Consider the following 21059-nt stretch of genomic DNA (forward strand, 5'->3'; position numbering starts at 1 on the left):
CGGGAAGACATGGTCTGGTTTTAGTCACCCACCCGGGGCGACAGCTCGCGCCCTCCGTTTGGGCGATGACGCGAGCGAGAGCGCTGCGGCATGGCGCAGCGGCGTTGGGTTCGCCCCGTTGTTCCTGCGTACTGGAGAGGCCCACACCGTGCACATCTGGCGGGGAGCCCGGACAGCACGCGCGCATGGCCAGCCGGGGGCCCAACGCGGCATGGTCGGCGGGACCAGTCCGCCGACCATGCCCGTTAGGCATGCCCAAACCTCAGCCCGGGCGACGGCTCAGCTATCGCCCGCCACGGTCATGCGGTTGACCAGCACCGAGCCGATCTTGACGTGCGAGCGCGGGTCGACGTCGCTGCCCACCGCTTCGATGCCGGCGAACATCTCGCGCAGATTGCCGGCAATGGTCAGACCGTCCACCGGATAGGCGATGGCGCCGTTCTCGATCCAGAAGCCACCGGCACCGCGCGAGTAATCGCCGGTCACCGGGTTGACGCCGTTGCCCATCAGTTCGGTGACCAGCAGGCCGCGCGACATGCCGCCGATCATCGCGGCCAGGTTGCCGGCGTTGGCGCTGACCTGCAGGTTGTGCACGCCACCGGCATTGGCGGTGGTCTGCAGGCCCAGCTTGCGTGCCGAGTAGCTGCCCAGCACGTAGCGCTGCAGCACGCCGTCGGTGATCAGTGCCGACTGTCGGGTGGCGACGCCTTCGCCATCGAAGGCGGCCGAGCGCAGCCCGCGGCGCAGATGCGGCAGTTCTTCGATGTTGAACCAGTCCGGGAACAGCTTGGTGCCAACGCTGTCGAGCAGGAAGCTGGCGCGGCGATACAACGCGCCACCGGAGACCGCACCCAGCAGATGGCCGACCAGCGAGCGCGCCACTTCCGGCGCAAACAGCACCGGCAGCGAGCCGGTCGGCAGCGAACGCGGCGCCAGGCGCGCCAGGGTGCGTTCGGCGGCATGCCGCCCAATGGCATCCGGCGCTTCCAGGTCTTCGCGGGCCAGGGCGCTGCTGTACCAGCCATCGCGCTGCATGCCGTCGCCCTGCCCGGCGATCAGCGCGCAGCTGATCGAATGGTGGGTGCCGCGCTCGCGTCCGATGAACCCGTGCGAATTGGCGTACACCGACAGGCTGAGCCCGGTGCTGGCCGAGGCGCCATCGGAATTGCTGATGCGTGCGTCCGCATCGCGACCGGCGGCCTCGCAGGCCAGCGCCAGATCCACTGCGGTGTCGGCGTCCAGCGCCCACGGGTGCCAGCTATCCAGGTCGGGGAAGTCGTGCGCCATCAGCGCCGGGTCGGCCAGGCCGGACGCCGGGTCGTCTTCGGTGTAACGCGCAATCGCGCAGGCCTGGGCCACGGTGGATTCCAGGCTGGCGTCCTGCAGGTCGGCGGTGCTGGCACTGCCCTTGCGCTTGCCGAAGTAGACCGTCACCGCAATGCCGCGGTCGCGGGTGGATTCGACCGTTTCCACATCGCCCAGGCGCACGTTGACGTCCAGGCCGCGCTCTTCGCTGCAGCTCACTTCGGCCTGGGTGGCGCCGGCCGCACGGGCGCGCTCGAGCAGGCGTTGCGAGATATCGGTCAGTGCGTCCAGACGCTGCAGGCTGTCGTCGGCGACACGGGTTTCGGAGGAGAGTGCGTTCAATGCTTTATCCTTTGGATGCGGATCCGTCCGCGAAAACCCGGCCATCATGGCCGGACTGTCTGAATGTGGATGCGGATCCGTCCGCAGAAAGCTCGGCTATCCATGGCCGCAGTGTCTGAATGTAGGGCGGAGTCTTCCGCCGGAGTCCGGCCGTTCGTGGCCGGAAATTTAACTAACCAAGTTTCGGGATGTAGTGGCAATGCGCGGACGCGATGAAGATACCGGTGAATTTCGTGGCACCAGCCGCAGCCAGCAACGGCGCGAGGCGCTGGAAATTTTCGACCTGGGCGAAAAGCTGGTGGCGCTCACCCCGGCGCAGCTGGCCAAGTTGCCGGTGCCCGAGTCGCTGATCCCGCATATCGAAGAGAGCAAGCGCATCACCTCGCATATCGCGCACAAGCGGCAGCTGGCGTTTCTGGCCAAGCACATGCGCCGCGAGGACGACGAGACGCTGGCCGCCATCCGCGATGCGCTGGATGCCAACAGCGACACCGCGCGCCGTGAAGTGGCGGCGATCCATCGCGTCGAGCGCTGGCGCGAGCGCCTGCTGGCCGAGAACGACGTGGCGCTGGCCGAGCTGCTGGAAGCCTACCCGGCGGCCGATCGCCAGCAACTGCGCCAACTGGTGCGCAACGCGATCCACGAACGCGCCAAGAACAAGCCGCCGCGCGCCTACCGCGAACTGTTCCAGGTGCTGCGCGAGTTGTCCGGCCGGACCGGCGAAGACGCTGCTGCCGAGACCGACGACGCTGACGATGCCGATATCGATAGCGACGACATCGACAATGCGGGACCGGGGACCCGGGACCGGGGACCCGGGTAACTGCAAAAGCGACAACGCCTTATTTTTTTCGATCCCGAGTAACCGTCCGGGCAACAGCTCTCGCTCTTCCCGGGTCCCCGGTCCCCGGTCCCCGGTCCCTACGGAGATCACGCCTGGGTCCCACCCACCGTAATGCCGTCGATCAACAGCGATGGCTGGCCGACGCCGACCGGCACGCTCTGCCCGTCCTTGCCGCACACGCCCACACCTTCGTCCAGGGCCAGATCGTTGCCGATCATGCGCACCTTCTGCATGGTTTCCGGGCCGTTGCCGATCAAGGTGGCGCCCTTCACCGGCGCGGTGACCTTGCCGTCTTCGATCAGGTAGGCCTCGGTGGCGGAGAACACGTACTTGCCGCTGGTGATGTCGACCTGGCCGCCGCCGAAGTTCACCGCGTAAATGCCCTTCTTGACCGAGCGGATCATTTCTTCCGGGTCGTGCTGGCCGGCGCGCATGTAGGTGTTGGTCATGCGCGGCATGGTCAGGTGCGCGAACGATTCGCGGCGGCCGTTGCCGGTGGGCGCCACGCCCATCAGGCGCGCGTTGTGGGTGTCCTGCATGTAGCCCACCAGCACGCCGTCTTCGATCAGCGTGGTGCACTGCGTCTGCGTGCCCTCGTCGTCGATATTGAGCGAGCCGCGGCGGCCGTCCAGGGTGCCGTCATCGACGATGGTCACGCCCGGTGAGGCGACGCGCTCACCCATGCGCCCGGCGTAGACGCTGGTGCCCTTGCGATTGAAATCGCCTTCCAGCCCATGCCCCACCGCTTCGTGCAGTAGTACGCCGGGCCAGCCGGGGCCGAGCACCACCGGCATCACGCCGGCCGGTGCGGGGATGGCATCCAGATTGACCAGCGCCTGGCGCAGCGCTTCGCGCGCAAAGCCTTCCGGGCGGCCATCGGCAAACAGTTCGGCGTAGCCATAACGACCGCCGCCGCCGGAATAGCCGGACTCGCGACGCCCGCCGTGTTCGACAATCACCTGCACGTTCAACCGCACCAACGGGCGCACGTCGGCCGCCAGCACGCCATCGCTGCGGGCGATCAGCACCGTGTCCACGCCGCCGGACAGGCTCACCATCACCTGTTTGACGCGCGGGTCGGCGGCGCGCACGTATTGGTCGATGCGGCGCAGCAGGTCCACCTTGGTGGCGCTGTCCATGTCGTCGATCGGGTCGGTGGCCGGATACAACGCGCGGCCATTGCCGCGCACCAGTGCGCGGGTGGATTGCGCGCCGCCGTCGCGCGAGATCGCACGTGCCGACTGCGCCGCTTCCAGCAAGGTCTCGCGCTGGATGTCGTCGGAATACGCAAAACCGGTTTTTTCGCCGGCAATGGCGCGCACGCCCACGCCTTGTTCGATGGAATGCGCACCGTCCTTGACGATGCCGTCTTCCACGCTCCAGCTCTCGCGTCGCGAATGCTGGAAATACAGATCGCCGAAGTCGATGCCCGGGCCCAGCAGGGCGCCGAAGGTGCGGTCCAGATGGCCGGCATCCAGGCCGGAGGGAAGCAGCAGCCGGGTTTCGGCCAGAGTGAGAGCGTTATCGGTCATGCGGTCAGGATGGGGCCCGCGCGCCGGGGAGACAAGTCGTCCGGCTGAACATGTGGCGCGGCTATCATCGCCGGCTCGTTCTTCGATCACTGCCAGCGCATGAAGCTCATCGCCCACGTTCTGGATGGTCACACGCTGGACATCCGCCCTGCCCCGCATGCGCGCGACTGGATGGACGCCACCGATCAACGCTATGCGTACCGCTGCCTGCCGCTGGCGATTGCGAACGCGCATGGCTGGGAGCTGCTGTGCCAATCCGGTTTTCAGGCCAGTTGGGATGGCCGCGACGGGCTGGACGCGCTACGGATCGTGACCGATGCCGGCAGCGCAGCGCCGGCGGTCAGCCACTTCGGCTACGGCGTGCTGACCTTCCATGTCCCCTGTCTGTTTCGCACCGACGAGGGCGTCGACCTGTTCGTCACCGGCCCGTTGAACCGGCCCAAGGACGGCATTGGCGCGTTGAGCGGCCTGGTGGAAACCGACTGGAGCCCGTACACCTTCACCATGAACTGGCGCTTCACCCGGCCCGGCCAGGTGCGCTTCGACGCAGGCGAGCCGTTCTGCCATCTGTTCCCGCTGCAGCGGCAGGTGATCGAACAGGTGCAGCCGCAGTGGATGCCGCTCTCCGAGGCACCGGAACTGGCGCAGCAACACGCCGACTGGACCCACAGCCGCACGCGCTTTCTCGATGAACTGCCCGATACGCAATCGGCCGCGGCGCGCGAGAAATGGCAGCGCGGGTATTTCCGAGGCGTTGCGGGGCCGGAGCAGCCGGTGGTGCCGGGCCACCGCGCGCGACTGCGCCTGCCGATGTTCAAGCGTGCCGGCAGCGACGATGATGCTGCCGCCGACTGAGTGCGTCAGCGCGGCGGCGCGGCGGGTTTGCCGGCGGGCGCAGGTTTGCTCGGTGCACGCTCGCGCGTTTCGCGCTCGACCACGTCAACCTGCGGGTCTTTCCAAGGCCCGGTGACGTGGTAGGTCTTGGCGCCGATCGCGCCCAGCGGTTTGCCGAGCACCGCGTTGGCGGCCGCGCCCACTGCCGCGCCCACCGGCCCGCCGGCCACCGCGCCGACCACGGTCAGCAGGTTGCCGGCCTTGGGGTTCACATCCACGGTCTGGTCGAAGGTCTGCGCCCGCAGATCGGTCTGACCGCGGATGGCGATCTCGGCTGCGGGGCCTGCGATGCGGATGGCGTCGGTGCGCGCGAAACCGTCGCCGAAGCGCACCTCGCCATCCAGGGTGTTGAAGGCCAGGCCCTTGGAGAAGAAATCGCGGAAGTCGAACATCAGCCGGCGCGGCAACTGCGCCACGCTGAGCAAGCCCAGCACGCGGCCGGCGCCTGGATCCACTTCCAACAGCTGGCCGTTGCGGACATCCACCTTCAGGTTGCCGTCCAGCGAGCCGAGCGCAAAGCCGGTCGGCGAGCCCTGCCAGCCGGCGTTGAGTTCCAGTTGGCCTTCGCCGCCGCGCAGCTGGCCGCCCAGGGTGAGGTTCTGCAACAGGTTACCGAGGTTGCGGCTGTCCACCCGCGCCGACAGCCGCGTGCTGGCGGCATCGCCCTTGCCGCGCCAGGCGCCGGTCAGGCCGATGCTCTGGTCGTCCGAGCGCAGTTGCAGCTGATCCACCTGCATGCCGTCGGTGAGCCGGCTGCTGCGCAGGATGGCCGCGCCCAGGGTCATCTTGCCCACGCGCAGGTCGTCGATATCCAGCGCCAGCGGCGGGATGGAAACCGGGTCGAACTCGGCGACCGCGCGGCGTGCCGGTTCCGGCAGGGCACCGGCCAGTGGGTCGCCGGGCTCCGGGGCCGCAGGCTCGGGCGCGTCGGCCACCGGTTGCCAGCGCACGGTGTTGAGCTTGCCCTGCACGATGCCGCCGTCGGCGTTGGGCACGGTGAGTTGGCCTGCGAGCGAGGGGCCGTCCAGGGTCACCGCCACCGCATCGCGGGTCGGGCGCAGCCGCAGCCGGGTCTGCGGAAACACCCCGCCAATCATCAGCAGCTTGTCCGCCTGCACGTCCACCTGTTGCAGCGGCACAGCGTCTTTCTTGGGCGTTGCCGGCTGGCCCGGCAGCGGTGGCATGTCCTGATCGCTGCTGCCGCGCGCCAGGCTGATCCAGTCGATCGCATCCAGGGAGGCGGTGCGGCCGGTCACCACCAACCCGTTAGCGGGCGGGCGCTCGGTCACCGTGTCGGTACCCATGACCACGCGTACGCCGGTCTGGTCGCCACGGCTGCTGGCCTTGAGCGCCACCAGCTTGCCGAAGGCCACGTCGATATCGCCATCGCCGACCGGCAGGGCCACCTTGACCTGCGTGTCCAGCGGTTGGGTGGCGGCCTTGTCCAGCGGCGCGGGCAGATCCAGCGTGGTGCCCACCAGCTCCGAGCGCAGCGTCAGCAGCGCCTGCGCGTCCGCTTGACCCGGCGTGGGCAGCGGTACATCCACGCCCACCTGCCATGGCGCGCTGCCGTGCACATACGGGCGCAGCCATTCCATCTGCGGGGCGCGGTCGAACAATTCCTTGGCATCCAGGGTGGCGCCAAAGCGTGCTTCGAAAGCATGTTTCGGGTCCTGCACGAAGCCACCGGCGCGCAGTGCCAACTCGCCGCTGCGGCCCTGGTGCTGCACGCTCAGATGCTCTGCCGCAAACCCGGTATCGCGATACTCGGCCTGACCGCTGACCTGGTCGAAGGCCAGATTCCAGCGCGCGTCGGCCAACTTGGCGCCCTGCAACGCCACCGTGCCCTGCAGATGCCCGCCCACGCCCTTGGTGCGCAACGGGCGCAGCAGATCGAAGCTCACCGTCGCCGGGCCGGACACGCTGAGGTTGTTCAAGGTATCGCCGTAGCGGCGCTCCAGCGGGCTCTTGCGCAACATGCCCAGCAGTTGCGCCGCGTCGGCCTGGGTGGAGGCGCGCACGTAGAGCTCGGACGTCTTGAAGCTGGGAATGCCGGCGTCCAGTTGCGCGATCGGGGTGCCGGCAAGAGCCCCGCTACCCTGCAACGAAAACCCATTGCCGATGAAGCGCAGATCGGCCTGGACCTGCTCCATCGCCGGCCACTCCGGATTGAAGCGAATCACGCCGTCGCGGATCTGCCCGAACGCTTCGAAGCGCCCGTCGTTATCGTCGAACGGCCACTGGTCCAGATCGCCACTGACCAGGCCGGTGCCACCGGTGATCACGCCGCCGGCCACGGCCATGTCCAGCCAGTCGATGGCGGCCTTGCTCATCTTGGAGCGGATCCAGAACTTGCGCGCCACCGGCAGCGCCACATCGTCCAGTTGCGCGGCAAGTTGCAGGCGCGGGCGGGTGCCGTCGTTCTGGAACCACAGCCCGCCGCGCACATTGGCGCCGTAATCCTTGGCCTGCACACGCAGCGCCGGGGTGGCGACCTGCCAACCCGCTCCTTCGCGCCAGCCGACGATCTTGCCGGCCAGTTGAATCTCATGCACCACGCCAAAGCCGGTGGGCCAGTCGAAGCGCACGGTGGCCTGAGGCGCGGTTTCCAGCTCGCCTCCCTGCGCGTCGCCATCGACGCGGCCGCGCAAACCGCTGATCCCCGGCGAGTTGCCCACCGGCAGGAAACCGAGGTCTTCGATCTGCGCCTGCGCACGCACGGCGCCGCCCTGCTCGCCGGCGATCTGCAGATCTGCAACACGCAGCTGTGGTTTGGACAGGATCAACCAGCGGCGCAACGCAGGCGACAGTTGATCGCTCAAGGCGGCGGCGGCAATCAGGCCGGAGACATCGCCCTGTCTGGCAGCCACCGCATAGCGACGCCCGCCGGCAAGGCGCAGCCCGTCCAGATGCTGCAACGCGGCTGTCTGTCCCAGCCGTAGCACCGGCGCGTCCAGCCGCCAGCCGCCATCGATGGTCTGCCAGCGCGCACGCGCCTGCAGCCGCTCCCAGCGCAGCGTGCGGCGGGCGGTCTCGTCCGCCAGCGGTGCACCGGACAGCGCCACCTGGGTGAGGTCGGCATCGACGGTGACGCCGGTAATGCGGCGGGCATGCAGCTGTGCCCAGGCCTGCAGGCGCCCACCGCCACCGTCCACGCGCATGCCGCCGAGTTGCAGCAGCGACGCCCATGCCGCCAGATCGGCCGGGTCGGCCTGCGCATAGGCGCTACCGTCGCCGCTGTCGCGGTCGAACTCCAGCACCGCGGTCAGCGGCGCACGCGTGAGATCGATCCAGCTGCGGCTGCCAACCTTGACCGTCGAACCGCTTACGCGCAGGCGCAGGTCGATCCGCGGCAAGGCGGTGTCCAGGCCGATCGATGGCGCGTTCACCTTCAGCCGCGCCTCGGCCAGCTGGATCTCGCCAAGCCGACGCAGTGCATCCAGCGGGTCGGCACCCTTCCCGCTCGGCAGGCCCTGCACCGACCACACGCCGTCGTCGCTGCGTTGCAAAGTCAGCGCCAACCCACGCAGGCGCACCTCGGTCAACGAGTGCCCGGGCAACAAGCCGGCGTACATCGCCAGCAGGATCTCCGCCTGGCCCACGCGCACCTCGCCCTGCGGGCCGATCCGCAAACCATCCAGCCGCAACAACGGGCCACGCCGGGTCCACTCGGTGTCCAGCCGATCAAAGGCAATCTGCTGCCCGGCGCGCTGGCTCAACCAGTCGGCGATCTGCTGCGGATGCTCCTCGGCAAACGGCAACGCCTGACTGGCCGCGCCCACCAGCAACGCGACCGCCACCACCGCAAGCGCGCAGGCAGTGATCGCATAGCGGCGGAACAGGCGCAGACGGCGGCGCAGCGGCGTGGACATTAACGGCGGGGAATCGGGAATCGGAAATCGGGAATCGGAAGAGCAAGCATCGCACCGCGCGCACGATCATCTGCTTGCGCGCGACAGCATTCTAAGGATGTCAGTCGCATCCCGCAGAGGGCCTTTGGCTTCACCCCCATTCCCGATTCCCGACTCCCAAATCCCCGCCTCACAGCAACACCACGTCGAACTGCTCCTGCAAATATTGATCGTCGGACTGGAAGCGGATGCTCTTGCCCAGGAATTCTTCCAGCTCGGCCACCGCTGCGGATTCTTCGTCGGTGATGCGTGCGACCACCTTCGAGGACGCGATCACCAGCAGCCGCGCGGCATCGAACTGGCGCACCGCACGGGTGATCTCGCGGAAGATTTCGTAGGTCACCGTTTCGGCGGTCTTGATGGTGCCGCGCCCGCCGCACTGGCCGCAGGTTTCCGACAACTGCCGCTCCAGGCTTTCGACGGTGCGCTTGCGGGTCATTTCCACCAGACCCAGCGGCGAGAACTCGTACACCGTGGTCTTGGCGTGGTCGCGGGCCAGCGCCTTTTCCAGCGTACGCAGCACCTGGCGGCGGTGCTCGGGATCGTCCATATCGATGAAGTCGATGATGATGATGCCGCCCAGGTTGCGCAGCCGCAGCTGCCGCGCCACCGCCTGCGCCGCTTCCAGATTGGTGCGGAACACGGTTTCTTCGAGATTGCGCTGCCCCACGAACGAACCGGTGTTGACGTCGATGGTGGTCATCGCTTCGGTCTGGTCGATCACCAGATAGCCGCCGGACTTGAGCGGCACCTGCTTGTTCAACGCGCGGCCGATCTCGTCCTCGACCCCGTACAGGTCGAAGATCGGCCGGTCGCCGGTATACAGCTCCAGCCGCTCGGCCAGCACCGGCATGTACTTGGCCACGAACGCCTGCAACTGCGCGAAAGTTTCGTTGGAGTCGACCTTGACCTTTTCCACGTCCTTGCGGATCAGGTCGCGCACCGCCCGCAACGGCAGACTCAGGTCTTCGTAGATGATGCTGCATGGGGGCGCTTCGCGGCCGCGCCGCTCGACCACCGTCCAGACCCGCGACAGATAGGCGATGTCCTCGGCCAGCGCCTCGGCCGGCTGGCCTTCGGCGTTGGTGCGGATGATGTAGCCGAAGCCACCGTGCTGAGCCGAGACCTCGCTGACGATGGTCTTCAGACGCAGGCGCTCGGCCTCGTCCTCGATCCGCGCCGACACCCCGACGATCTTGGATTGCGGCAGCAGCACCAGGTAGCGCGAGGGAATGCTGATCTGGGTAGTGAGCCGCGCGCCCTTGGTGCCGATCGGGTCCTTGACCACCTGCACCACGATGTCCTGGCCATCGCGCAGAAGCTCCACGATCGGCACCGCCGCGGCAGGCGGCGGCGGGATCGGGGTTTCTTCGGTATCGACCACGCTGGCCGGCGCCGGTGCCGGGCGCACCACGTCGTTGGCGTGCAGGAACGCTGCGCGCTCCAGCCCGACTTCGACGAACGCCGCCTGCATGCCGGGCATCACCCGCTGCACCTTGCCCTTGTAGATGTTGCCGACCACGCCCCGGCGCCAGCCGCGCTCGATATGCAGCTCCTGCAACATGCCGTTCTCGATCACCGCCACGCGGGTTTCGCGCGGGGTGACGTTGACCAAGATCTCTTCCGACATCAATGCGCTCCGAAGGCTGTGAGCAACTGCGAGGTGTGATGCAGCGGCAATCCCATCACGCCGGAATAGCTGCCGGACAAATGGCTGATAAAACGTTCTGCGCGCCCCTGGATCGCATAGCCACCGGCCTTGCCCATGGGCTCGCCACAGGCGGCATAGGCAGCGATCTGCGCGTCATCGAGCGTGTCGAAGGTCACCTCCGACACCACCAGGGCCTGCGCCGGGGCGCGCTGTGCGCAGACTAGAACCACCGCCGTGAGTACCTGGTGGGTGCGCCCGGACAACACGCGCAGCATCGCGATCGCATCGTCGACATCGACCGGCTTGCCGAACACGCGCTCGCCCAGTACCACTTCGGTATCGGCGCCCAGCACGATCGCGTCGGCATCGCGCGCCTGCACCTGCGCAAGGCCGGCGCGCGCCTTGTCCAGCGCAACGCGCTGCACGTACTGTTCGGGCGATTCGGCGGGCGCGCGCAGCTCGGGCACGTCCAGTTCCAGGGTCTGAAACGGCACATCCAGGCGTTGCAGCAGTTCTTGTCGGCGTGGCGAACGGGAGGCGAGATAGAGCATCCGCCCAGCATACCTGTTGGCCGCGCTCGCCCGCTGACTTCGCAACGCGGGCAGCGGGTGCGCGGCGGCGTTCGACTCACAACATATTCATCCAGCTCCCAACACGCTCGCACCACAGACAAGGAGATCTCATGCGTACCACCCTCAAGCCGTTGTTGCTGGCCCTGTCCATCGCTGCCGGAACCGCCATGACCGCACACGCCCAGTCCGCGTCGAACTCCACCATTCCCAACGACGGCACCCTGCTCAACGTGTCGGCCGAAGCGGAAGCCAAGCGCGTGCCGGATATCGCCACCCTGTCTGCTGGCGTGGTCACCCAGGCTGCTGACAGCAACGCCGCCATGCGCCAGAACGCCGAACAGATGAGCAAGGTCATGACTGCGGTCAAGGCCGCCGGCATCGCCGACAAGGACGTGCAGACCAGCGGCATCAACCTGAGCCCGCAATACACCTACAAGGAAAACGAAGCGCCGAAGATCATCGGCTATCAGGCCAGCAACACGGTCAGCCTGAAGGTGCGCGACATCTCCAAGCTCGGCAAGGTGCTCGACACACTGGTGGCCCAGGGTGCCAACGACATCAACGGCCCCAGCTTCTCGGTCGACCAGCCCGAACCTGCCTACGACGAGGCCCGCGTGGCCGCGCTGAAAAAAGCCCAGGCCCGTGCCGACACCTATGCCAAGTCGCTGGGCCTGAAGGTGCGGCGCATTGTCAGCATCTCCGAAGGCCGCGGCGGTGGCGGCGTAGTACGCCCGATGATGATGGCCGCCTCGCTGCGCTCGGCCAAGGCCGAAATGGACACCCAAGTGGCGCCCGGCGAGAGCACGCTGTCGATCACGCTGGATGTGACCTTCGAGCTGGGTCGCTGAAGACGCAGATACCGTCCCGAAGCATGTCTCGCACTGCCCTCCTCGGAGGGCAGTGTTGTTTGCGGAGTGCTGTTGCGGAATCCTCCTGCGGAGACGCGAAACCTGAGCGTGATATCAGTCGGCAAATTTCGCTGTCCCACCTGAAAGCAGGTAACTTACAAGTGCCCAATGCCACACTTTGATTGATGTGAATAGGCGATTTTTGACGTTTGTGCTTAAAAAAACATGAAATTTAGAGAAATCGTTCTTTAAGCAGGCTCTACAGCTCTCTAGCATCGGTTGTCAGCGCACCGTCATATTCGTGATGGCGCTCCTCTGGAGAGAGACATGATGACCGGCCACGCCGCTTCGAAGCGCACGTTCCATCCGCCATCGCGTCATGCATCTTCGCGTGCACGCTATTCCCGCATCAGCGTGCTTGCGCTTGCGTTGAGCGGCGCCGTTGGTGTGCTGGCCTCCGGCACTGCCGCCGCGCAAAGCACCACTGCAGGGATCTACGGCAGCGCGCCCGCTGACGCGGGTGCAACCGTCACGGCGCAAAGCGATACCGGTTTCTCGCGCACAGCGAGCGTGGACGCCAACGGGCGCTACACCATCGGCAATCTTCCCGTCGGCACTTACACGGTCACCTTGCAACGCGACGGCCAGGCCGTCGAGACACGCAAGAACATCGCCCTGCGCGTCGGTGCGGGCACCGATGTGTCGTTTGCTAGCAGTACCTCGTCCGAGGCCACCAACCTGGGCACCATCACGGTGACCGGCAAAAACATCTCGCCGGTGGATGTCTCCGCCACCGCCTCGCGCACGGTGATTACCGCCGAGCAGCTGCAGCGTTTGCCGCTGGCGCGCTCGGGAGAAGCCATTGCGCTCTTGTCACCAGGCGCTGTGCAAGGCAGCGGCTATTTCGGCAATGCGATTTCCTTCGGCGGCGCCGGCGTCACCGAAAACGCCTATTACCTCAACGGCTATCTCACCTCCAACCCGCTCTCCAACATCGGCGGCGTCACCCTGCCGTTCGGCGCCATCGATCAGCAGGAAACCTACACCGGCGGTTACAGCGCGCGTTATGGGCGTTCGGCCGGTGGCGTACTCAGCCAGGTCGGCAAGCGCGGCACCAACGAGTGGCATTTCGGCACGCAGGTGCTGTGGCGTCCGAAATCGTTGTCGAGCGACAACAAGAACGTGTTCTATCCCTCGACCACGCCACCGGACGGCTATGAATACAGCGATCAGAGCCTGCCAGGTACCTTGTACCGCAGCCGCAAGGACGACCAGCTCTGGAATACGGTCTACAGCGTCTACGCCGGTGGGCCGTTGATCGAAGACCGCCTGTTCGTCTTCGTCGCCGCCGAGCAGGAGCGCAGCGAAGGCGTGTCGACCTCGCGCCGCGACGACCCGGTGATCGGCCGCAACAACTACCGCATCGATGAGCCCAAGCTCTACGCCAAGATCGACTGGAACATCAACGACAGCAATATCCTCGAACTGACCGGCATCAAGAACAATTACCGCGAAGGTGGCGCCTACAGCGACTTTCTGGGTTATCCCGATCTTGGCGGCGACGCCGCTGGCGCCTTTGCCGACACCGTCAAGGTCAACGACCGTTACTACATCGGCAAGTACACCAGCTACATCACCGATGACCTCACCCTGAGCGCGACGTACGGCAAGAGCCGCCAGACCGACTTCCGCAACAACCCCAGCACCGCGCCGCAACTCAACAGCACCAATCTGCAGGACCCGGCCATCACCGGCGGCCGCGAGATCCGCAACAACCAGACCTCCAGCCAGGCACGCGACGGCGAAAACACCACCCGCGGCCTGCGGGTCGATCTGGAGTATGTGCTGGGCGCCCACACGCTGACGGCGGGCGTGGACAACATGCACTTCGATGCCAGCAACGAAGGCGTCATTACCACCGGCCCCGGCTATACCTGGACCTACGGCCGCTCCTCGCGCCCCACCTCGCCGATTCGCGCCGCACTCGGCGTTGGTCCAGCCGGTGGCAATGGCTATTTCGTCAACCAGACCGTGTTCAACACTGCCACCAGCATGTCGGTGGAACAGAAGGCCTACTTCCTCGAAGACAAATGGCAGGCCACCGACACCTTGCTGCTGACGTTGGGCATCCGCAACGACAAGTTCACCAACTTCAATGACGTTGGCGTCCCCTACGTGCGCAGCGGCGACCAATGGGCTCCGCGCCTGGGCGTGAGCTGGGACGTGTTCGGCGATTCATCGCTCAAGGTGTATGGCAACGCTGGCCGTTATTATCTGGCGCTCCCCAACAGCGTGGCGATCCGTGGCGCTTCGCCGTCCACGTTCACCAACGAGTACTTCACTTACAGCGGCATCGACGCGCAAGGCAATCCGACCGGCCTGACACCGGTGGCGGTGGATGCCTCTGCAGGTTTTACCTGTTCCGGCAATGTGGTCTCCGCCGGGCTGGAATGCGGCCAGGCTCCGGATGCGGCCGGTATCGCCGCCACCGATCTGAAGTCGATGTACCAGGACGAGTTCATGCTCGGCTTCGACAAGACGCTTGGCGAGAACTGGGTGACTGGTGCCAAGGCCACTTACCGCTCGCTGGGCGCCACCATCGACGACGTCTGCGACGCCGACCGGATGCGCACCAAGTTGACCGCGATCGGCGTGGATCCCAGCACCGTCAACGTGCCCGGCTGCATCATCTTCAATCCCGGCGAAACCAACTCTTTCAGCCTGGCCAACCTGGATGGCTCCGGCCGCACATCGGTGTCGATGTCGCCGTCGGACTGGGGGTTCGACAAGAAGGCCAAGCGCACCTATCTGGCGGTGGACCTGTTCCTGCAACATCCGTTCGACGGCAAGTGGGAAGGTCGTATCGATTACACCTGGTCGCGCAACTTCGGCAATACCGAAGGCCAGATCAAATCCGATATCGGTCAGACCGATGTCTCCAAGACCCAGGACTGGGATGCCGCTGCGCTGATGTGGTACTCGGGCGGCTATCTGGCCAACGATCGTCGCCACCAGATCAAGATTTACGGTTCTTACCAGATCGCGCCCGAGTGGTTGCTTGCAGGCAACATCCGGGTGCTGTCCGGCACGCCGAAATCCTGCCTGGGGTATGTGAGCATCAACGGCATCAGCGAAGATTCCGATGCCGGCGACCCGGTGGGTTATCGCTCGTCGTACCACATCTGCAACGGGCAGCCCTCGCGTCCAGGCGATGCCGGTCGTTTGCCGTGGACCAAGATCGTCGACCTCGGCCTGACCTATCGCCCCGCGTTCGCCGACAACAAGCTCGCCATGACGCTGCAGGCCTTCAACATCTTCAACGAGCGCAAGCCGCAGCAGGTCGATTCCACCTGGGAAGACGGCCCGTTCACCCTGTCCAACACCTACAACATGGGCGCGTTTTTCACCCAGCCCCGCTACGCGATGTTCTCGGTGTCGTACGACTACTGACGCACTCTCCCGTCAGCGTCGCTTTCCCAGCCCCGCAATGGGCTGGGCTTTTCTACCGCAAACGCCCAGCTTCGGCTGGGCGTTTGCATGCCGGTGCTTGTGTGGAGTGGCACCTTGAAAAGCCAGTTGGTTATGGAGATCGACATGATGGCGAGATCGCTCCCGCATCCTCTGCGATGTGGCATGTCCCTCGCAGATGCGCGCCATGCTTGTGCAGCCGCGCGCGCTGCGGTAAACCTACGCTACCGGATGGTGTAGTGCGTCCGGGCCGCGCTGGTCCTTTCCGCAGTTCCGTTTTTGGAGGTGGATGATGGTTCGCACGCAATCGCAGGTTTCTTCCCGTCCCCTTGGCATCGACACCTCGCGCGTCCTGGCGATGAGCACGGCCGTGGCGCTGCATCTGCTGGCCGGCGGCTTGTTGCTGATTCCGCTGTCGCATCGGGCGGTTCCGCAACCGCCACCCGAGCCGCGCTGGGTCATGCCGATCACGATACCGACCGCCCCACCGCCGCCGCTGGTACTCCCGGTCACGGTGAGGTTCACGCCCAAGACGCATACACCACCGAAGACCGTGCCAGTTCCGGTGCAGGTGCCGACTCCTCTCATAAACCAGACACCAGTGGTCGACAGCGCAACGGTTGCCCTTCCGGCAGCCGACACTGCGATGGACAGCGCGCCCACCATCGCTGCACCGAGCGGGCCGATCGAGGCGGGTCAGCTGCAGTATCTGAGCTCGCCCGCACCGAGCTACCCGGTGGCTGCATTGCGTGCGGGGCAGCAAGGCACGGTGCTGCTGCGCGTGCTGGTGGGTACCGATGGACGCCCGGCCGAAGTGAGCGTGCAAACCAGCAGCGGTCATCGCGCACTCGATCTGGCCGCGCGTAGCCAGGTGCTACGCAGCTGGCGCTTCCAACCGGCGATGCAGAATGGCCAGGCCGTGCAGGCCTACGGATTGGTGCCGGTGAGCTTTTCGTTGAATTGAAGCTTCGTTGAATTGAAGCGTGGACCGACGCGGCGGCCTGCAACTGCGGCCGCCGCACCACTGCGAACCTCTACGCACACGCTGGCGCCAACTATTCCGCCACGAACGCACGCGCCAGGCAGCAAGCGAAGCGGCCACGCCGCAGTGTCCGTCACCTGCCGCATGACCACTGGGAGCGCCAGTGACGACCCGCCGCATCGATGGGCGAGAGGCGGCCAACAGAAGGAAGCGAGCGAGCAGCACGACGGATCCCGCCGACGCGATCAAAACCGGCAACAGCGCGCGACACGCCTCATCCATCGCTTCGGGTCGCATTCGTCCGGAAGCTGAGCAGACGTTGCGCAGTCGCGCTATCGAGCAAGCCGTTGCGTGCTGACTCAGACGCCGTCAAGCACGCTGAATCGAGTGATTGGCCAGCATCGCCGCAGCGCGACGCAACTGCTCGGCCACACTCAAATGCACCGGCATGTGCGGCAACGTGAGCGGGCCGATCTCGCGGGTTTTGGCGATCAGCCGCTCCGATGACGCCAGCTGCACCGCGCACGTCATGACGTCATGACGTCATGACGCCATGACGCCATGACGCCATTACGCCATTACGCCCGGTGATACGGATGATTGGCCAGCATCGCCGCAGCGCGGTACAGCTGCTCGGCCACGATCAGGCGCACCAGCATGTGCGGCAAGGTGAGCGGGCCGATCGACCAGCTTTCGTTGGCATTTTTCAGCACCTCGGCCGCGTGACCTTCCGGGCCGCCGATCAGGAAGGCCAGGTCGCGTCCCTGCCCGCGCCAGTGTTCCATACGCTGGGCGAGTTGCTCTGAACTCAGCGGGCGACCGGGCACATCCAGCGCCACGACATGCGCGTTCTTGGGCAGCGCGGCGATGACGCGACGGCCTTCGTCGTCGATGGCGCGTTGCCCATCGCGCCCCTTGCCGCGCAGACCGGGTTCGATCTCGACCAGCTCCAGCGGCATCCAGTGCGACAGACGTTTTTGATACTCGGCAAAACCTTGCGCCACCCAGGCCGGTGCGCGTTCGCCGGTGGCGATGAGTCGGCATTTCATCCGTACATGATATCCGCGTCACAGCCTGGGCAGTCCGTGGCGATTTGTCGTTGCGTGTCATGGCGTGGTTACAGCCGGCACTTAGTGTCGCCCGACCACCCAGCCACGCAGGAGTCGTTCGATGCCGATTTTCGATCCCGCCCGCCGCCAGGTTCTCAAGGGCAGCGCCGCCGTCATGGCCGCCGGCGCCCTTGGCAGCTTGGGCGCATTGCAGTCGCGCCAGGCCCAGGCCGCCACCTCCCCGTCGGTGCGACTCGCACCGGTCCCCAGCCGTTACGGCCCGCTCGCCCCGGTCGCCGACCAGAGCACCGGCCTGCCGCTGCTGCAGCTGCCGCGCGGTTTCAGCTACCGCTCGTTCGGCTGGAGCGGCGATCGCATGGACGATGGCCAGCCCTGCCCCGACCGCCACGACGGCATGGCCGTGGTCGGCCTGCGCCGGCCGGATTGGCGCCCGGGCAGCGACCCGCTGCGCGGCCTGGAATACGTGTTGATCCGCAACCACGAACGCGGCGCCGGCAGCCCGTTCCGCGCACCGGCCATGTACGACACCGGCATCGTCAGCGGCATCCAACAGGCCGGCGGCGGCACCACCACGCTGAGTTACGGCCGCCGTGGCTGGGGCAGCCTGGAGCCCAGCCTGGGCGGCACCCTGGTCAACTGCGCCGGCGGGCCGACCCCTTGGGGCACCTGGCTGAGCTGCGAAGAGATCAAGACCAACGCGGTCTCCAGCACCGGCCGCAAGCACGGCTATGTGTTCGAAGTGGACCCCGACAACCACCGCACCACCGGCCGCCCGCTGGTAGGGCTGGGCCGTTTCAGCCATGAGGCGGTGGCGATCGATCCGCGCACCGGCATCGTCTATCTCACCGAAGACGACCGCAACAAGGCCGGCCTGTATCGCTTCATTCCCAACGACCGCCGCGGCCGTAATGGCTCGCTGGAAAACGGCGGCCGGCTGCAGGCCGCGCGCGTGCGCGGACGTCGCAATGCCGACCTCACCGTGGCCAGCATCGGCCAGCAGTTCCAGCTGGAATGGGTGGATATCAGCGAGCCCGATCTGGACAGCATCGCCGCACCAGCCGGCTTTGCCGACATCGGCGCCAACGACACCTTGAGCGGGCCGTTCGCGCAAGCCTGGGCCGACGGTGCGCTACGCATGAGCCGCGGCGAAGGTATCTGGTACAGCTACGGCAAGCTCTTCATCGTCGACACCAGCACCGGTGTGGATGCACAGGGCCGGCGCGGTTACGGCAATGGCGCGGTGTGGGTGCTGGACCTGTTCACCCAGCGCCTGAGCGCGCTGTTCGTCAGCGGCAATCAGCTGGCGGCGCACAACCCGGACAACGTCACCGTCAGTGCGCGCGGCGGCGTGGTGCTGTGCGAAGACGGCGGCGAAAGCCCGGACGAATACGGCCCCGGCGCGCGCTTGCTGGGCCTGACCCGCAACGGCGAATCGTTCTATCTGGCCAAGAACAACGTGCAGCTCACCTCGCAGCAGATTGCCGATGCCGGCAAGACCATTGCCGAAGGCGATTATCGCGACACCGAGTTCTGCGGCGCCTGTTGGGACCCGTTGGCACGCACCTTGTTCGTCAACATCCAGACACCGGGGATTACCCTGGCCATCACCGGGCCGTGGGAACGCGGGCCGTTGTAAGCCGCTTCTTTGCAGCCAAGCAGTCGACGCGACACCTGCCGGAGGGCGTATCACCGCTCATCCGGCAGGTTTCAAGCGTGCCGAAAGACCCGCACAGGCCGACAACGAAAACGTAGCGCATGCAGGCGCACGGTCGATGCGCCAACTCCGAATGTCGCGCGTGGCGGCAGGCTGGTCGCACGGTCAGCGTGGTCGGTCGCTGCAGCCAAGAGCGGCTAACAACGCGTAGCGAGCAGTCGTCAGGCGGGTGTGGACGGCGCGCTCAGAACCGGCGTGTCCGAGTGGTACATGCCGCACCAAGCACCGGCCGCGCCCGCCTGGCGCTGAGCACAGTCGTTGTGTTGGCGACTCTAAAGCCTCGCTACCGGCGTCCGGCTGGCATCACCGGTGTTGGGAACCGCGCATATGCACGCGCGTTCGGTCTCGCAGCGCAGCCACTCGCGTCATTGCCGCGCGTGGTCAGAACCAGGGCGCTTCGGGCATGCTCGACATGACGCGCTGCATCTTCAACCAGCGCTTGAACGATTGCGGATCGCCCAGTTCGCGCAGGCCCTGGCGTGCCTCCATCAACTCGTCTTCGACCTCACGCTTGAGTTGCGCCATCAACCTGCCCAGCCGCTCCGGCTTCGGGCGCGACGGCAGGTCCAATCCATACTCGGCGCAGAAGTCGCCCGCCTGCTGCCGCACCTGCTGCTGCAGGTCCTTGCACTGGCGATCCAGTTCGCGGTTGTACTCCTGCAACCGCGCCGGGTTCATCGCGTCCACACCTTGCGCGTCCAACAGGCCGATTTCGGCCTGCAATTCGAGCAAACCCAGCAGATCGCCGGCCTTATAGGCGGCATTGAGCCGCTGCATCAGGATCGTGCGCGAGGCATGGTCATCGTCGTTCTTGGCGCGGTCCGGGTGCAGATTGCCGGCCAGCTTGCGATACAGCTCGCGCAACGGCGGCGGTTCGGCAGTGGCGGCAGTGGCCTTCCGCTCGGCGCGTTTGCGGCGCTGCGTCTGGCGTTGCTGCTGCTGGGCGTGCTCTTGCTCCAGGCGCTCGCTCACGCGCTCGAAGAGTTCTTCGGGCGAGTCGATCGCATCCAGTTCGTCGGCATCCAGTCCGTAGGCCTGGCCGAGAATCTGCTTCATCAGCGCATCGGATTCGGAGACGTCCTGGTCATAGCCGACCACACTGTGGCGATCGTAGATCGGCCGCAGCGCCTCGTGGCCGGCTTCGATGAGTGGGCCGGCGATGTTGCACAGCAGATCCGACAAAAATTCGCGATCGGCCTTTCCCAGCTTGTAGGAAGCGTGCGCGCGATCGAGCTCCTCGACCAGGGCGATATCGGCATCGCGGCGACGGTCGAGCAAGGGCTGCAACTCGCCGTGATAGCGCTCGCGCCATTGCGCAAGCGCTACTTGCCAGGCCTGCAATTGGGCGCGATGCAGTTCCAGGTCGCGCAGCAGCCGGTCAAAGCGTTTGCGTGCCGGCGACGTTGCCACGCCGGACGTCTGCGCAGCGCCACTGTGCAACTGCTGCAGTGCGTGCGAAGCAGGGGCATCCGGGGTGGCTTGCAATTTCCTCGCCATGCCGGGGCCAGTCACTCCTCGGAATCGGCAACCACATCGTCCGGACGCTGGTCGCCCACGGTCCACAAACGCTCCAGCGCGTAGAACTCGCGCACACGCGGCAGCATCACATGCACCACCACGTCGCCCAGGTCGACCAGCACCCACTCGGCTTCGCGCTCGCCTTCCACACCTAGCGGCATCACGTCCAGCCGCTTGGCGAACCTGACCACTTCTTCGGCGATCGATTTGACGTGGCGGGTCGAGGTGCCAGAGGCGACCACCATGTAATCGCAGACGCTGGACTTGCCGCGCACGTCGATCTCGACCACGTCCTTGGCTTTCAGCTCCTCCACGGCCTCGCGTACGGTGGCCAACAGGGCCGGCACGGACGGCGGCGGATTCGGAAGGGAGGTCTTGATGACTTGAGCTTGACTGGTCAAAGCGGGC

14 protein-coding genes, 1 other RNA gene and 1 pseudogene are annotated in these 21059 nt (G+C 66.3%); 6 read left to right on the forward strand and 10 right to left on the reverse strand.

Annotated features, from left to right (window positions below; translation table 11 throughout):
* Window positions 1-279: 279 nt before the first annotated feature.
* Window positions 280-1647 carry a metalloprotease PmbA gene (gene pmbA, locus ACCQ06_RS15040; protein ID WP_316686913.1) on the reverse strand — a complete coding sequence of 456 codons (1368 nt, stop codon included), beginning with the start codon at window positions 1645-1647 and terminating at the stop codon, window positions 280-282.
* A 199-nt stretch (window positions 1648-1846) separates the two neighbouring features.
* Between pmbA and yjgA the strand changes: the two genes are divergently transcribed.
* The gene (gene yjgA, locus ACCQ06_RS15045) at window positions 1847-2470 is read left to right on the forward strand and encodes a ribosome biogenesis factor YjgA (protein WP_316686916.1); all 624 of its coding nucleotides are present in this window, start codon (window positions 1847-1849) and stop codon (window positions 2468-2470) included.
* A gap of 107 nt (window positions 2471-2577) precedes the next feature.
* Here the strand turns inward: yjgA and tldD are convergent, their stop codons facing one another.
* Window positions 2578-4023 carry a metalloprotease TldD gene (gene tldD / locus ACCQ06_RS15050; protein ID WP_104616497.1) on the reverse strand — a complete coding sequence of 482 codons (1446 nt, stop codon included), beginning with the start codon at window positions 4021-4023 and terminating at the stop codon, window positions 2578-2580.
* A 99-nt stretch (window positions 4024-4122) separates the two neighbouring features.
* On the opposite strand from tldD, the gene ACCQ06_RS15055 reads away from it, so the two are divergent.
* Entirely contained in the window at window positions 4123-4878 is a 756-nt protein-coding gene (locus tag ACCQ06_RS15055; protein ID WP_316686919.1) for a DUF6065 family protein, read from the forward strand.
* Window positions 4879-4883: 5 nt separating this feature from the next.
* On the opposite strand, the gene ACCQ06_RS15060 is transcribed toward ACCQ06_RS15055, so the two are convergent.
* The 3 genes from ACCQ06_RS15060 to ACCQ06_RS15070 form a co-directional block, all read right to left on the reverse strand.
* Complete coding sequence (locus tag ACCQ06_RS15060; protein ID WP_349810169.1) at window positions 4884-8789, reverse strand: YhdP family protein; 3906 nt, start codon at window positions 8787-8789, stop codon at window positions 4884-4886.
* 169 nt (window positions 8790-8958) lie between these two features.
* On the reverse strand, window positions 8959-10458 hold the full coding sequence (gene rng, locus ACCQ06_RS15065) for a ribonuclease G (RefSeq protein ID WP_104616520.1): 1500 nt from the start codon (window positions 10456-10458) through the stop codon (window positions 8959-8961).
* Window positions 10458-11030: a Maf-like protein gene (locus ACCQ06_RS15070; RefSeq protein WP_228323082.1), complete on the reverse strand. Its 573-nt coding sequence runs from the start codon at window positions 11028-11030 to the stop codon at window positions 10458-10460. Before ACCQ06_RS15070 ends, rng begins: the two co-directional genes overlap by 1 nt.
* 131 nt (window positions 11031-11161) lie before the next feature.
* Here ACCQ06_RS15070 and ACCQ06_RS15075 point away from each other — a divergent pair, with 131 nt between their 5' ends.
* The 3 genes from ACCQ06_RS15075 to ACCQ06_RS15085 all read left to right on the forward strand — a co-directional run bounded on the left by ACCQ06_RS15075 (window position 11162) and on the right by ACCQ06_RS15085 (window position 16331).
* Window positions 11162-11899: an SIMPL domain-containing protein gene (locus ACCQ06_RS15075; protein ID WP_228323083.1), complete on the forward strand. Its 738-nt coding sequence runs from the start codon at window positions 11162-11164 to the stop codon at window positions 11897-11899.
* 330 nt (window positions 11900-12229) lie between these two features.
* Complete coding sequence (locus ACCQ06_RS15080; protein ID WP_316692611.1) at window positions 12230-15349, forward strand: TonB-dependent receptor domain-containing protein; 3120 nt, start codon at window positions 12230-12232, stop codon at window positions 15347-15349.
* 307 nt (window positions 15350-15656) lie between these two features.
* On the forward strand, window positions 15657-16331 hold the full coding sequence (locus ACCQ06_RS15085; RefSeq protein ID WP_228323084.1) for an energy transducer TonB: 675 nt from the start codon (window positions 15657-15659) through the stop codon (window positions 16329-16331).
* A 387-nt stretch (window positions 16332-16718) separates the two neighbouring features.
* On the opposite strand, the pseudogene ACCQ06_RS15090 reads toward ACCQ06_RS15085, so the two are convergent.
* Together ACCQ06_RS15090 and rlmH are read right to left on the reverse strand one after the other, a co-directional pair.
* Window positions 16719-16823: pseudogene (locus ACCQ06_RS15090) on the reverse strand (23S rRNA (pseudouridine(1915)-N(3))-methyltransferase RlmH); the annotation flags it as partial.
* A 104-nt stretch (window positions 16824-16927) separates the two neighbouring features.
* Window positions 16928-17398: a 23S rRNA (pseudouridine(1915)-N(3))-methyltransferase RlmH gene (gene rlmH / locus ACCQ06_RS15095; protein WP_055849938.1), complete on the reverse strand. Its 471-nt coding sequence runs from the start codon at window positions 17396-17398 to the stop codon at window positions 16928-16930.
* Window positions 17399-17519: 121 nt separating this feature from the next.
* Here rlmH and ACCQ06_RS15100 point away from each other — a divergent pair, with 121 nt between their 5' ends.
* Window positions 17520-19055, forward strand: a complete 1536-nt coding sequence (locus tag ACCQ06_RS15100; protein WP_104616489.1) for an alkaline phosphatase PhoX — start codon at window positions 17520-17522, stop codon at window positions 19053-19055.
* Between the two features lie 213 nt (window positions 19056-19268).
* Here the strand turns inward: ACCQ06_RS15100 and ACCQ06_RS15105 are convergent.
* The 3 genes from ACCQ06_RS15105 to rsfS form a co-directional block, all read right to left on the reverse strand.
* Window positions 19269-19345: non-coding RNA, sX9 sRNA (locus ACCQ06_RS15105), on the reverse strand.
* A gap of 169 nt (window positions 19346-19514) precedes the next feature.
* The gene (locus tag ACCQ06_RS15110; protein ID WP_316686927.1) at window positions 19515-20630 is read right to left on the reverse strand and encodes a J domain-containing protein; all 1116 of its coding nucleotides are present in this window, start codon (window positions 20628-20630) and stop codon (window positions 19515-19517) included.
* Between the two features lie 11 nt (window positions 20631-20641).
* Entirely contained in the window at window positions 20642-21052 is a 411-nt protein-coding gene (rsfS, locus tag ACCQ06_RS15115) for a ribosome silencing factor (protein ID WP_104616487.1), read from the reverse strand.
* Window positions 21053-21059 lie beyond the last annotated feature (7 nt).

This window comes from Xanthomonas sp. NCPPB 4467 (assembly GCF_041475665.2).
GTDB lineage: Bacteria > Pseudomonadota > Gammaproteobacteria > Xanthomonadales > Xanthomonadaceae > Xanthomonas > Xanthomonas dyei.

What these genes read in the sequence shown, in the direction of transcription:
- ACCQ06_RS15085 (WP_228323084.1), top strand. Translation starts at nt 15,657, where the DNA reads ATGATGGTTCGCACGCAATCGCAGGTTTCTTCCCGTCCCCTTGGCATC.
- ACCQ06_RS15075 (WP_228323083.1), top strand. Translation starts at nt 11,162, where the DNA reads ATGCGTACCACCCTCAAGCCGTTGTTGCTGGCCCTGTCCATCGCTGCC.
- ACCQ06_RS15110 (WP_316686927.1), bottom strand. Translation starts at nt 20,630, where the DNA reads ATGGCGAGGAAATTGCAAGCCACCCCGGATGCCCCTGCTTCGCACGCA.
- ACCQ06_RS15080 (WP_316692611.1), top strand. Translation starts at nt 12,230, where the DNA reads ATGACCGGCCACGCCGCTTCGAAGCGCACGTTCCATCCGCCATCGCGT.
- ACCQ06_RS15060 (WP_349810169.1), bottom strand. Translation starts at nt 8,789, where the DNA reads ATGTCCACGCCGCTGCGCCGCCGTCTGCGCCTGTTCCGCCGCTATGCG.
- ACCQ06_RS15055 (WP_316686919.1), top strand. Translation starts at nt 4,123, where the DNA reads ATGAAGCTCATCGCCCACGTTCTGGATGGTCACACGCTGGACATCCGC.
- yjgA (WP_316686916.1), top strand. Translation starts at nt 1,847, where the DNA reads ATGCGCGGACGCGATGAAGATACCGGTGAATTTCGTGGCACCAGCCGC.
- ACCQ06_RS15100 (WP_104616489.1), top strand. Translation starts at nt 17,520, where the DNA reads ATGCCGATTTTCGATCCCGCCCGCCGCCAGGTTCTCAAGGGCAGCGCC.
- rng (WP_104616520.1), bottom strand. Translation starts at nt 10,458, where the DNA reads ATGTCGGAAGAGATCTTGGTCAACGTCACCCCGCGCGAAACCCGCGTG.
- tldD (WP_104616497.1), bottom strand. Translation starts at nt 4,023, where the DNA reads ATGACCGATAACGCTCTCACTCTGGCCGAAACCCGGCTGCTGCTTCCC.
- ACCQ06_RS15070 (WP_228323082.1), bottom strand. Translation starts at nt 11,030, where the DNA reads ATGCTCTATCTCGCCTCCCGTTCGCCACGCCGACAAGAACTGCTGCAA.
- rlmH (WP_055849938.1), bottom strand. Translation starts at nt 17,398, where the DNA reads ATGAAATGCCGACTCATCGCCACCGGCGAACGCGCACCGGCCTGGGTG.